Source organism: Candidatus Neomarinimicrobiota bacterium, from assembly GCA_022560655.1.
Taxonomy (GTDB): domain Bacteria; phylum Fidelibacterota; class Marinisomatia; order SCGC-AAA003-L08; family TS1B11; genus JADFSS01.
Window position 1 is genome coordinate 19,995 of sequence record JADFSS010000017.1, and the last position, 12,477, is coordinate 32,471.

At 62.3% G+C, this 12,477-nt stretch carries 11 protein-coding genes; 7 read left to right on the plus strand and 4 right to left on the minus strand.

The genetic code is table 11. The features are described from left to right. Positions 1-7 precede the first annotated feature (7 nt). Both maf and porU read right to left on the minus strand, forming a co-directional pair. Entirely contained in the window at positions 8-622 is a 615-nt protein-coding gene (gene maf, locus IH971_04305; GenBank protein ID MCH7497058.1) for a septum formation inhibitor Maf, read from the minus strand. Beyond that, positions 619-4,458 (minus strand): type IX secretion system sortase PorU, encoded by a 3,840-nt coding sequence (gene porU / locus IH971_04310; GenBank protein ID MCH7497059.1) that lies wholly within the window; start codon positions 4,456-4,458, stop codon positions 619-621. Before porU ends, maf begins: the two co-directional genes overlap by 4 nt. A 131-nt stretch (positions 4,459-4,589) precedes the next feature. Here porU and IH971_04315 point away from each other — a divergent pair, with 131 nt between their 5' ends. The 6 genes from IH971_04315 to IH971_04340 all read left to right on the plus strand — a co-directional run bounded on the left by IH971_04315 (position 4,590) and on the right by IH971_04340 (position 9,484). Further along, positions 4,590-5,294 (plus strand): SDR family oxidoreductase, encoded by a 705-nt coding sequence (locus IH971_04315; protein ID MCH7497060.1) that lies wholly within the window; start codon positions 4,590-4,592, stop codon positions 5,292-5,294. 182 nt (positions 5,295-5,476) lie between these two features. Next, a complete protein-coding gene (rpsP, locus tag IH971_04320; protein MCH7497061.1) occupies positions 5,477-6,613 on the plus strand; it encodes a 30S ribosomal protein S16 in 1,137 nt (378 codons plus the stop codon). 24 nt (positions 6,614-6,637) lie between these two features. Beyond that, positions 6,638-7,174, plus strand: a complete 537-nt coding sequence (gene rimM, locus IH971_04325; protein ID MCH7497062.1) for a 16S rRNA processing protein RimM — start codon at positions 6,638-6,640, stop codon at positions 7,172-7,174. A gap of 2 nt (positions 7,175-7,176) precedes the next feature. Next, positions 7,177-7,905: a tRNA (guanosine(37)-N1)-methyltransferase TrmD gene (gene trmD / locus IH971_04330; GenBank protein ID MCH7497063.1), complete on the plus strand. Its 729-nt coding sequence runs from the start codon at positions 7,177-7,179 to the stop codon at positions 7,903-7,905. Then, positions 7,898-8,242, plus strand: coding sequence for a 50S ribosomal protein L19 (rplS, locus tag IH971_04335; protein MCH7497064.1), 345 nt, complete (start codon positions 7,898-7,900; stop codon positions 8,240-8,242). Before trmD ends, rplS begins: the two co-directional genes overlap by 8 nt. Before the next feature lie 81 nt (positions 8,243-8,323). After that, a complete protein-coding gene (locus IH971_04340; protein MCH7497065.1) occupies positions 8,324-9,484 on the plus strand; it encodes an MFS transporter in 1,161 nt (386 codons plus the stop codon). Between the two features lie 143 nt (positions 9,485-9,627). Here the strand turns inward: IH971_04340 and IH971_04345 are convergent, their stop codons facing one another. Together IH971_04345 and IH971_04350 are read right to left on the minus strand one after the other, a co-directional pair. Then, positions 9,628-10,188, minus strand: coding sequence for a hypothetical protein (locus tag IH971_04345; protein MCH7497066.1), 561 nt, complete (start codon positions 10,186-10,188; stop codon positions 9,628-9,630). A 111-nt stretch (positions 10,189-10,299) separates the two neighbouring features. Beyond that, complete coding sequence (locus tag IH971_04350) at positions 10,300-10,629, minus strand: hypothetical protein (protein ID MCH7497067.1); 330 nt, start codon at positions 10,627-10,629, stop codon at positions 10,300-10,302. A 1,137-nt stretch (positions 10,630-11,766) separates the two neighbouring features. On the opposite strand from IH971_04350, the gene IH971_04355 reads away from it, so the two are divergent. Then, positions 11,767-12,477, plus strand: a 711-nt coding sequence (locus IH971_04355) for a GAF domain-containing protein (protein ID MCH7497068.1), incomplete at its 3' end; no start/stop codon positions are given.

Genomic DNA, 12,477 nt, shown 5'->3' on the forward strand with positions numbered 1-12,477 from the left:
CGGAATTTTACGGCAGTCCTGACGGTGGTTCCAAGTGCTTTGTCCCGGCGAGGTCCGGCCATAAACCCATGTCTTTCAGATGTTTGTAAAACTGCGCCAGCGGAAACCCCATCACATTGTGATAGCACCCCGCTACCCGCTGTACAAACACACCACTCCAATCCTGGATTCCGTAGGCGCCGGCCTTGTCCAACGGCGGATCGGTGCTGAGGTAATGCTCAATATCCCCCTTTTCCAGGGCATGAAAGGTCACCTCAGTAGTCTCGACAAAATTGGACCGGTGCCCGCGCTCCAATGCCACCAGGGCTACGGCGGTCTGCACCTGATGGGTCCGGCCCGATAGCGCTGCCAGCATCCGCCGTGCATCGTCAAGGTCGGTGGGTTTGCCCATCACCCGGTTGCCCAGCACCACGATGGTATCAGCACCCACCACCAGAGCCCCGGGCGCCTGTTGGGCCACTTTCCCGGCCTTTTCCGTTGCGAGGCGCAGACAGGATTCCGCCGGGCTTTCGCCGGGCAGCAGCTTTTCCTGGTGCCGGGGTGCAATGGTCTCGAAGGGGATGTCCAGCCGGGCCAGCAGCTGGCGCCGCCGCGGCGAGCCAGAGGCCAGAATCAGCCTCATCTGAGGCGGGCCAGCCGTCCCCATCGAGTGATGGTCTGACCGTCGGCCTCGGCGCTGAAGAGATACAGGTAGGCGCCGTTGGCCACCTGGTCGCCAAAGTGATCCGTCCCATCCCAGGGCAGGCGCTGGAAGCCATGCCCCTGCGTACCCATGGAAGACAGGCTCACTACTTTCACCCCGTTGAGGGTGAACACGGTGATCTTCACCTCCGCAGGTGTCGAGAGGGTGTAGACAAACTCCGTGTGCCTGTCGAACGGATTGGGGTAGTTGAACAGGTCCGCCACGTCCAGTGCTTCCTCCAGGGTCAGCTGTAAATTCCAGGCCCGCAGTGTTTTGTTATTCGCCCCGTCCCAGGCCTCGACATTCAAGCTGTGAGCACCTGACAAAGCAGGGTCGAACCGGTATGCAAAGCGGCCCGTTGTGTGGCTGTCGATATCATACTGAAACAGGTGGTCCACGATCTGGGCGTCGATCTCATCATCAACCCACAGCCGCACCGCATGGCCCACTTCGCCGGTGAGGTTGATGCCCAGGGGGTCCTGCAGCTCCACCACCAACTCGGCCCCTAGGGGCAGCACGTCTCCGGTCACAAGCGTGCGTTCGTTCCAATATAGCGCCGCCAGCGGACCCACACTGTCAAGCACGGCTGCGGCCGTCCCCCGGATGACGAGATCGTTCCGGTGGCCGATCTGCTCCACCAGGAGGTCCTCCCCTGCCGACCATCCGTAGGCGATCAGGGAGGCGGGGTTGCCGCTATAGTTGATGTCTCGGGGTACGACAAATTGCCCCTGGAAGGCGCCGCCGCTGATGGTGGCCGCGCCTCTGAAAATGGGGCCTCCCGGGAGGCTGTAGGTGATGGTGCGGGCATCGCCCGCCAGCGAGCGGTAGCTGCGGGTCACTGTCCGGGGGGCGTCCAGCACCGTCACCAGCGCCTCACCGGCGGAGATGGCTCCGCCCACCGTCGACCCCGAGTAGGTGGCGGTGCTGAGCACCATCAGTGTATCGGGCGCTACCGCATTCAGGCTCAGCGGGTCGCGAGGGAAGGCCATCAGAATGGCCGGGTCGCCGAACAGGTGAAACTTCTCGTCCGAGTCACCGCCCCCCTTGGCATTCTGCAAAATCTGTCCTATGCGCAAAGGCGCCGGGCTGCGATCCGGAAAGCTCGCTGTGAACAGGTCGCGGATAAACCGGAAGTTGGCCGAGGCGAAGACCGACCGTACGGCGGAAATCACTCCGATGGCCGCATACTCGCTGCTGACCGTGAGAACCTCGCTCATGCTGGGGCTGTCCAGCTGGTCGAACCGGCCCCACGTGCAGGTGCCGGCGAACCAGACGGGTAACCGATTGCCGGGCAGGAGCAAGCTCCGGTCACGGTCCATTTTCAGCAGTTGCTCCTGTGCCCACTGGGTGGCGCTGCCATGCCCGACATAATTGATGAGGGCCACGCCTTGATTCACAATGTTGATCAAGGCGGCGGTTCCATCGGGCTTTACCACCGTGTTGGTGGCGGGGTCCAGGACCTCGGGATACTCGGTCAGGTAGATCTTGGAGACCCGCAAATAAGGCGGAAGCATGCCCGTGGCCCACTCCGATTCCGCCACGAAAAACGTCTCACCCGTATTGGGCCGCTCGGTATCGTCGGCCGCCAGCAGAACCCGTAGGCGCCAGGAACCCGGCTCCGGCGTGACCATGTAGCTGCGCACCGCCGCCAGCACGGCTTCGGCCTCGTCGGGGGTGGCCGCCGCGATACGGCCGATGCCCATGGCCGGCAGCGGGGAGCCCACCGCCACCGAGTCCAGATAAACGAACCGGTCATCCGCGGTACGGGAGGTGATCTCCGAGGAGCCATCCACCTGGATCGTGGGCACCAGGTTACGGCTCAGCCCGGACAAATTGCGGTAGTCGAAATCGCCATCGCCGAACAGCGCCACCAGAATAGGCGCCGGGGCCAGCCAGTTCTCCCGCGCCCAGCGCAGGAAGGCGCGTAGAGCGAAGGGATCGGTCATGCCGCCGGAAAACTCGCGGTAGATGTCATTGACTGTGGTCACCAGGGTCGTCAGGCGCAGCGTGGGCCGCACCTCCTGGCTGTGAATGGCGGCCAACTCCCGCGCGGCGGACAGGAGAGCATCCGCTGTTATAATAATGTAGTCGGCCTGCAGGTCCGGGCGGCGCAGGCTGGTAAAGTCCAGCTGGTCATAGTAGGTGGCCGGTCCCGGGGTCCGCAGGGCGGCATCCGTGGCAGCGGCATAGCGTTGCGCCACGCCCACAGCCTCCAGCGCAAACAGCCACTGATCCCCGCTCTGCTGCAGCTGCTGCCTTACGGGTGCGGCTGGATCGCTGATGTCGAGAACCGTGGGCTCCGTTGAAAATCCCGTCAGCCCAATAACGGTGGCGGCACCCAGGGCCGGCAGCAGAAAGGTCAGCGCACCATCGCCGGCTACAAGGTCAATGCCGTAAGACAGTTCCACCCAGTCCATCCACACCTCTTCCTGTGGGTCAGAATTCGACGTGACGTTGTCCAGACTGATGATGTTCTGATCCGTGGCCACCGCCGTGGCGATGAGGGAGGGACCCGGCGCCAGGGTGATATCCCGATGGGCCGTCCAAACGGCCGAGGTGAGCAGGGCCACCTGATTGAGGGACAGGCTTACCTGGTGGCTACCACGATCGTTGCCCCCTCGCAGGCGTACCCACAGTCGGGTCGTATCGCTGGTGCGCAAGGCCGGGGTGGCCAGCAGTGCCGCAAAGCCCGACCCCCTCCGTATGGCCGCCTCGTGCCAGTGGGGACCGGAATCAAACCCGTTGAAGATGTCCACCTCCCGCCGGGTGCGGGTGCGTCCGGAGGTGAGCACCGGTCCTGACGGGCTGTAAGGGGGGCCGCTGGCGATACGCGCTCCCGGCGGCCCCCCGCCGGAAGGGGGCATCTGCAGCCACGCATAGGCGGTGTCGGTATACGGATTTTGGCGGAAGGCCAGTTCCTTGCCTGCCAGATCGAAGCCCCGGGGTCCCTGGCCGTAAAACAGAATATCGTCCCCCGCATCCAGTACACCGTCGCCGCCGTCCCTGACAAGGATGGGCAGTTCCACCAGGTTCTCCAAGAAGGGCGCCCCCACCGCATCATGCATGGGCCGGCCCAAGTGCCCGGGTACGAAAAGTTTCACAGCCTCCACATCCAGCGTGGACAGCGCCACGCCGGCCTCAGACAGATAGCTGCCCGTCAATTGGTAGATGCCGTCATCCTGGAGGGGGATTTTCAGCCACGACTCGCCCGCCGACGGTAACGCCAACGGCACGCCGGGAATCCTTGACTTCCTCGGCGGCGCGGCGACCAGCACCTGGTTAACCAGCCGAGTGGTGGGAAACGCGGGGCGACCCGGTCCGGCCAGGGCGTCATGGCTCCGGTGGCGGATGGTCACCTCCACCCGGCCTTCCCTGAGCACCTGGAGCTGGCCACCGGACATGCGCCAGGGCACCAGGTCCAGCAGCACGATTTGCAGGCCGCCTCTGGTCTGCGGAGAGTGCACACTTATGGCCTGGCCGGGCGGCAGCGCAAGAGCCCCACCGGGCAGCGCCTCCCAGCGGTCGCCCGTCAGCCGGGCTTCAATGCGGTCGGTGTCCGCAGCTGAGAGCAGCCAGCGGTAGATGGCCACCCACCGGCCCTCCCGCTCAACAGCCGCGGTAGCGCTGCTCAGGCGGTAAACCTCACCCGCTTCCACGCTGGCCACCGCCTGGGGAAAGGTGATGTCCAGGGTGAGCCGCTCCGTCTGTCCGGACTGCCCGTAAGCCGACACAGCCAGCAGGATGCCGGTGATGGCACGAGAGCCGAGGCGTTGCATGGGGCCGAATTTACGCGGGCCTCATTGCGGTGGCCCGGATTTCTTGGGTTCGTGTCGGCAGCTAACTAACTTGCCCCGGCATTCGCGCCCGCAAAACGGGCCATCACTTCCGCGACCGCCATCCGACCAGCATGTCTGCAACCATGATTATTACCGGCGCCAGTTCAGGTATTGGCCGCGCCGTGGCCCAGCGGCTGGCCCAATGGGAGGGCAGTCTGGTGCTCAGCGGCCGGTCCCACCGGCGCCTGGCTGAGACCCGTGCCTCGGTGGCAGCCCAAGGGGCTCGGGCGACGACCTTTGCCTGCGATCTGACCGCTCCGGACCAGGTCCATGAGTTGGTGGCTTTCGCCGAGACCCAGGGTCCGTTGCGCGCGGTGGTGCTGTCGGCCGGGACGGGCCAGGGGGCGCCTGTGGGCGAGCAACCCATTGATCGGTGGCGCAAGATTGTGGAGGACAACCTGCTGGGCCATTACCACCTCACCCGAGCTGCCCTCGCGCCCATGGCCCAGCGCAAGCAAGGGCACTTCGTGTTTGTCAATTCAGTTGCGGGTCTGCGGGCATTTCCGGGGAGCAGCGCTTACGTGGCAGCCAAGCATGGGCTGCGCGGCTTCGCCGACACCCTGCGCCAGGAGGCCCGCGCCTACGGCGTGAAGGTCACAAGCCTGTTTCCCGGCGCCACCGATACCGAGTGGTGGGACAAACAGGAGGGTGAGTTTCGCCGCGACCTAATGCTGAAGCCGGAGCAGGTGGCCGACGCCGTGGAATTCGTGCTTTCATTGGGCGGCGAGGGGGTTGTGGAAGAGCTGGTTATGCGGCACCTGTCGGGAGATTTCTAGCAGCCGGATGGGTGCGTTGCATCCGGCCGGTCGAGGGCATTTATCTTGCTAGGGGCCGAGAGGGCGTCTAAATTTTCAAGCTGTAGACGAAGTGAAGCTCCCCAGTCGCATAGGACGGGGAGACGGGTTGGAAAGGTGCCGCCTAGAGCGGCACCCTGCGGAAAAACTTAAGGAGAAACCTATTGGCGGTTAAGATTCGACTCAAGCGCCTGGGAAGGCGCAAGCGCCCGTTTTTCAGGGTGGTAGCGATTGATTCTCGCAGCCGGCGCGACGGCGCCGAAATCGAGCGGTTGGGCTGGTACGATCCGCTCGTCGAGGGCGGGGAAAAGATGAGCCTCAAGGAGGACCGCATACTCTATTGGCTGAAGGTGGGCGCCCAACCTTCCAATACTGTAAAGAGTCTCCTCTCACAAGCCGGAATCGGCCTCAAATGGCACCTCATGCGCAACGGCAAGAGCGAGGCGGAGGTGGCCGCCGCCATGTCTGAATGGGAGCAGCAGCAGCTTGAGCAGCGGCGCCGCAGGGAGGCGTTGGCATCTCAGAAGAAGCGCGCACCCAAGGAAAAAGCCGCAGCTGACGCCCAAGCTGAGGCCGCCGCGGCAGATGAGGCGCCCGCCGGGCAGGATGTGGTGGCGGCCGAAGCCGAATCAATAGAGACGGAACCGGTCGCGGAGGGGGTGGCCGACGAAGCCATCGAGCAGCCGGCAGCGGGAGAGGCAACTGCCAAGGGAGCAGCTGAGCCGGAAGCAGCCCCCGAAACACAAGCACCCGCACCTGCCGATGGAGCCGAAGCTGAAGCAGCCCCTGAGGCAAAAGCACCCGTACCTGCGGACGGAGCCGAAACTGCAGAAGCCCCAGAAGCAGAAGCACCAGTTCCTGCCGATGAAGCCGAATCTGTAGAAGTCCCTAAAGCAAAAGCACCCATACCTGCCGATGGAGCTGAAGCTGCAGAGGCCCCTGATGCAAAAGCACCCGCACCTGCCGACCAAACTGTCGCTGCGACACCGGCAGAGGCTGCGACGGTACTAGAAGATACTGATGAGATAGAAGAACCGTCGGAACCGGTAGCAGTCGACGAGCCCGTGACAGATGAACCCGCAGCCGAACCGGTGCCCACTGATGAGGACGTCGGCAATGAAGCTGCGGCTCCGCCGGAAACCGCCGAGAAGCCTAAAGCCAAATCTAAGGCTGCTGCCAAAAAGAAACCGGCTCCCACCAAGGCGGCCAAAACGTCCAAGTCCGCCAAGTCCGCCAAGTCTGCCAAGTCTGCCAAGGCCGCCAAGGCCGGCAAGGACGAGGACACCGATGCCGGCGACTAGGCCAGTTTTGGGATGCGGGTACCGGTGACGGCCAATTCGCAGGCGGGCGCAGACACGCGCCGCATACCGGTAGGTACCGTGATGAAAGCGCACGGGCTTGCCGGCGAAGTGAAAGTCCGTCTGCATCTGAGCGACCCAGGCATGCTGAGCACTTTGCATACACTCACCGGCGAGTTCCCCGACGGCCGAATGCAGTCGTTGGAGCTGGAGCGGGTGAGCCCCCAGGGAGCTGGCGTCCGCCTGGCCTTCAAGGGCATCCATAGCCGCACCTCTGCGGACGCCTTGCGCGGCGTGACTCTGTCGGTGGCGCGCACCGATTTGCCCGCCCTGGCGGAAGGCGAGTACTACCTGGGCGATCTGGTGGGTTATGCGGTGGTCACAGAAGACGGCCCCACGCTCGGTGAGGTGCAGGATGTGTGGGATCTGCCCGCCAACGACGTGCTCCAGGTGGCCGCCGCCGACGGAGAGGTGCTGATCCCGCTGGTGGACGAAGTGGTCCGGGATATCGATCACGGCGAAAAGCGGGTGGTCATAAGAATCATGGAAGGTTTGCTGGATTGAGCCTGCGCATCGACATCATCACCCCTTTCCCGGATATGGTGACCGCAGTTGTCGGCACCAGCATTTTGGGCCGCGCGGTGGAGGGCGGGTTGGTGGACCTGCACCTGCACAATCTGTACGAGTTTGCCGCTGAGCCCCACCATAAGATTGACGACGAGCCTTACGGCGGCGGCGCCGGGATGGTGCTCAGGCCCGAGCCGGTGTTCCGGGCCTTTGACGCCGTGCTGAAGGCGGCCGGCCCCGCTGCAGCGCCCCGGGTGATCTATCCCACGCCGGACAGCCGGCCTTTTACCCAGTCCGATGCAGAAAGTCTGGCCCGCAGCCCGCACCTGGTCTTCATCGCCGGCCATTACAAAGGGGTGGACCAGCGGGTGCGCGAAACGCTGGTTACGGACGAGTATTCCGTGGGCGATTTCGTGGTAACGGGCGGGGAACTGCCGGCCCTGTTGATGCTGGACGCGGTTGTGCGGCTGCAGGAGGGGGCGCTGCACGACCCGGAGTCAGCCAGGAGCGACTCCTTCAGCAGCAACCTGCTGGACTACCCGCACTACACCCGTCCCCGGGAGTATCGCGGTGCCACGGTGCCCGAGGTGCTGCTTTCCGGGGATCACGGCAAGATTGCCGCCTGGCGCCAGGAGCGTCGTGAAGCCAGGACCCGGGAGCGGCGTCCCGATATCTGGCGGACGTATATTTCGACTGCCGGACACACGGTGGGGGACCGGCGTGGATAAGGTGTTGCACGACGCCACCAGCGAATACCTGCGTACGGACTTGCCTCAGTTTGCCCCCGGCGACCGGATTGCGGTGGATGTCCGGGTGGTGGAGGGCAACCGCACCAGGGTCCAGACGTTCGAGGGTGATGTCATCGCCATGTCCGGCGCCGGCATCAACCGCACATTCACCGTGCGCAAGATTTCTGACGGGATCGGCGTCGAGCGGATTTTCCCCATTCACAGCCCCAGCATTGCCAAGATAAAGGTCGTGCGCCGGGGTAAGGTGCGCCGGGCCAAACTCTACTATTTGCGCGAACTGCGGGGTCGGGCCGCGCGGATCAAGGAGCGGCGTTAACTTCCGAATGCACGTCCTGGCAGGGAGCCACCGCGGGTGGCTCTTTTTATTTCCCCCTGGAGGCCCTCAACAGCTGATGCCATGAACCTGCGTACCGTCCTCACCGTCACGTTCCTGGGACACCTGCTCAACCACAGTCTCACCCTGATCTATCCGGTGGTCATGATCCAGCTGCTCGAGCTATTTCCCGGGACCTCCCTCACCACCCTGGGGCTGCTGGGCACCGGCCATTACTTGCTCTACGGCCTGGGGGCGTTTCCCGCCGGTTGGCTGACGGACCGGTTCGGTGCCCGCACACTACTGCTCACCTACCTGGTGGGCTCGGGGTTCGCCGTGGCTATCCTGGTGCTGTCGACGGGCCTGGTGCAGCTGGCCGTGGGTCTGGCCTTGCTGGGGCTGTCCTGCAGCCTGTATCACCCGGCAGGCCTCACGCTCATCAGCCACAGCTCACCCCGCCTCAGCCGCCACCTGGGCCTCCACGGCATAGCCGGGAGTTTTGGGCTGGCGCTGGGGCCGCTGGGGGGCGGGGCACTGGCGGGCTGGCTGGGCTGGCAGGCGCCCTACGTGCTGTTCGGTAGCTTGGCCGTGCTGACGGGAATCTATCTGTGGCGGGCAACAGATAGCGGCCGGCAGCAGGCCCCAGCGCCAGAATCGCAGGCCGCCAGACCTACGCGCATAGGGCCACTAATCAGTGTCTATATCATCGGCATATTCATGGGGCTGGCGCGCCAGGGGACGCTCAGCTTCCTGCCGCTGCATTTTTCACAGCATTTCTCCGGCCGCCTGGCACCGGTCATGGTGGGGGGCTTGCTCACCGCCCTGGTGCTGGCCAGCGGCATCCTGGGGCAGCTCCTGGGGGGTCTGCTGGGCGACCGCTTTGACCGCAACCGCATTCTACTGTTCGTGGTGGCCTTGAATATCCCGCTGCTCTACCTGATGTCCACCCTCACCCCTTATCCCATGCTGGGGGTGGCTATTTTGTGGAGTGTGGTGAACTTTTCCTACCAGCCGGTGGCCAACGCGCTGGTTTCCGACTATTCCGACCCCCGGCGGAGAGGCACTCTTTTCGGCGTTTTCATTGGACTCTCATTTGGCGTGGGTTCCCTGGCCTCAACACTGGCCGGCACCATCGCCGACCGCTGGGACACGGCGGCCATATTCCTGGTCATGGGCCTGCTGCTGCTGCCGGCGGTATTGGCGGGCTTGTTCCTGAGGCGGCAGGCGGCGGGGGAAGGCTCCTGAAGCTCTACGCGGAGCCTGGCGCGTCCGGTGATGCCGAAGGGGACACGGCCTAACGGGCTGGGCGCAGCCGGCGCGAGCGACGGCGGCGAGCGAAGCGGTCGGCTCCAGCGAGGGGTTAGGCAGATGCATATCATGAACTTCTATTACTTCTCTTCGCGAGATATCGGGATCACGCGAATCGATGCAAAAGCTGCTAAAGGTATGTAGATCTCATCCTTCTGAAAGAGTACGCAAAGGTCTGTTCGATTCTTATTCTTCGTTCCGATCAGGGCTACACGAGTATCTACTCCCACAGCTCCGAGTTCTTTCAGGGCCAGAGCCACGTCGAAGCCACAAGCATCATTGAGTTGCTCGACACTTATCTTACGAGGGTTAGACCACACTTTCTCAGGTTGTCTGGAAGTGATTTTTGAAACTCTAAGCTGCATCCACTCGAAGCCATTATGGCTGGAAATGGAGACTCTATTCCCCGTGGCAAACCGGGTGAATAGCCTGGATGGTCGTGAGCCAGGTAGTCCTCGTATCTCACGATCACCATTCTTCCAATCAACGTAGGCAACCCTTGCCTCAAGATTTGGGAGGCAGGTGATCAGATATGTATGGCTGACTCCGGAACTCCAACGCCGCTTGGATGTCTCGTCATGTTCGATGATCTCAGATTCACCGGTGTCAGTAATCCTCACCGATCCGAAATTGATTGACATATGGTTATTCATCCGTCTAAAAAGCTGTTCTCCGGCGCCATGGAGCCAAGCACCTGCCTAGCGCCTTCGGCATAATCTGCGGTGCAAAGTACCGTTAGCTTCGACCGGTTATTATACGTCCAATTGGCGCAGAAATACTGGAACCGTTCCATCCGGCTTGATGTCCCAATAAATGGGTTTCTTTGGAACTAATGCCCCATTGGAAAACGTAGCCCCGAAAATTTCGTCCTCAACCGCACAGGTTGCTTCCACGCACATCCTTGCTTTTGTAGTGAGTTCGATTGTTGTGACTCCCGGATTAAGGTGATGAAAATCGTTACGATGGCGCCATGCTAATTCCGCAGCGTCGAGTGCTTCACTCGAAAGGATGTTTTTGGCACGAAAACTTCGAATCAAATCTTCCGCATCTTTCTTGTACTCCATTCCGTTTCGTTTGGCCATGAACTTCAGCATCGCCTCAAGGAGTGCTTGGGAACACATGATACAACCAAGCATATAGCCATCTCGGTATAGCTCTAGACACTGTGTGGACGCGGGAGCAAAATAGTGGCCTCCGATGATCGGTTGATAATTGAGTTCCCCTATTCGCCGGATCCGGGCTGGGAGCTCTGCCTCGAATTTCTGACGAAGGTGGTTCTCAAGAGCGGCGTTAGTCATGAGCTCGCGGAGGTATCACGATCATTTATGAAGCAACATTTTAGGCCATTCAAACCTGATATCCTGTCTCTACCGGTGGCGGAATCTAATTCCGTCATCTGACAAATCCAACGAAGCACAGAACTTGGATCGCACCTCATCACAACCCTCAGGGGGAATGCAATAGGGAACTCGAACGAACCCACCCTATTCACTTCGTGAAGTCCCCTCCCTTTCAAGGGAGGGGATACAGGGGTGGGTTCGTTCACCGGGGGAGTCTGCTTTGCCCCGCCAACGGCGGCGGCCGCCAGGGGACCGGGCCAAACCCCGCCTCGCCCTGACCCCGCGTCAATCCCCGCTCTTCCCCGCGTCCGTCCTACCCCTTACATTTCCTCCCCGCTCTTTGACATTCCACCCCCCCAGAACTTGTCCCGATCCATCGGGAGGCGATGGTCGGCTGGTCGCTGGGTCGGCCAACGGATTCGTGGGTGGTTGTAGGGGCGTAGCGCTGCTACGCCCATGCTTCTGCCTCCACCGTAGTTAGCCCCTCAATCTTTTCCCCTCCGGGCGTCACCCAACTCCCCGACCCGCCTGTTATTCACCTGTTATGGCGGAGTGGGGCCATTTTAGGGCCGTCTTGGTGTCACGTTGGTGTCACGTTGAGGCCACCCTTTCCGTCGGTGAGGTTGGCACCGGCAGGGGGAGAGGGGGCCACGGGCGATTTTGGGTCACTTTTGGGTCACGTTTGGGCCATGTTTGGGCCACCTCTTCCGTCTGTGGACGTGGCCCACGCACAGGGGGGAGGGGGTCACCCAGCCAAACTTGTCCCGACCTGTCGGGACGGCGGTCGGACCGCTGACGGCTGACCGCTAATCGCCCCTACGCTCCCGGCAGCTCCATTTCCATTGACACCCGCTGAGGCGTACTCTATATTACTTGCTCATGGCAGCCTCCTCCGATCCCCAATCTTCCGACAGCGGCGCACTTGATCTTGCGGCCCGCCTGGCCACCCTGGAGGCGGACATGGCGAGCCTCAACCAGATCGGCATCGCCCTTTCCAGCGAAAAAAACCTCGGCCGCCTGCTGGAGACCATTGTCACCGAGGGCCGGGGTTTTACCCACTGTGACGCCGGCACCCTCTACCGGGTGAACGATAAAAAACAGGTGCTCACCTTCGAGATCATGCAGACCGAATCCACCGGCTACTACGCTGGCGGCACCACCGATATCAAGATCACCGTGCCTCCCGTCCCCCTGATTGTGGACGGTAATCCCAACCACGCCAATGTGTCGACCTATGTGGCCCTTACCAAAGAGGTGGTGAACATTCCCGATGTCTACGAGGCCGAGGGGTTCGACTTCACCGGGCCCAAGAAGTACGATGAAATGACCGGCTACCGCACCCAATCCATGCTGGTCATTCCCATGACCGATCACACCGACAAGGTGCTGGGGGTCCTGCAGCTGATCAATGCCCTCTCGCCGGAGGGCGAGCGCATCCCCTTCGATGTCAAGTTTGAGGCCATGGTGCGGTCCCTTGCTAGCCAGGCAGCGGTGGCCATCAACAACGCACAACTCATCAAGGATATCGAAAACCTTTTCAAGTCGGTGGTCCACTACACCGTGAAGGCCATCGATGCCCGCAGTCCCCAC

What these genes read in the sequence shown, in the direction of transcription:
- IH971_04315 (MCH7497060.1), top strand. Translation starts at nt 4,590, where the DNA reads ATGTCTGCAACCATGATTATTACCGGCGCCAGTTCAGGTATTGGCCGC.
- maf (MCH7497058.1), bottom strand. Translation starts at nt 622, where the DNA reads ATGAGGCTGATTCTGGCCTCTGGCTCGCCGCGGCGGCGCCAGCTGCTG.
- porU (MCH7497059.1), bottom strand. Translation starts at nt 4,458, where the DNA reads ATGCAACGCCTCGGCTCTCGTGCCATCACCGGCATCCTGCTGGCTGTG.
- IH971_04350 (MCH7497067.1), bottom strand. Translation starts at nt 10,629, where the DNA reads ATGGCCAAACGAAACGGAATGGAGTACAAGAAAGATGCGGAAGATTTG.
- IH971_04340 (MCH7497065.1), top strand. Translation starts at nt 8,324, where the DNA reads ATGAACCTGCGTACCGTCCTCACCGTCACGTTCCTGGGACACCTGCTC.
- IH971_04345 (MCH7497066.1), bottom strand. Translation starts at nt 10,188, where the DNA reads ATGTCAATCAATTTCGGATCGGTGAGGATTACTGACACCGGTGAATCT.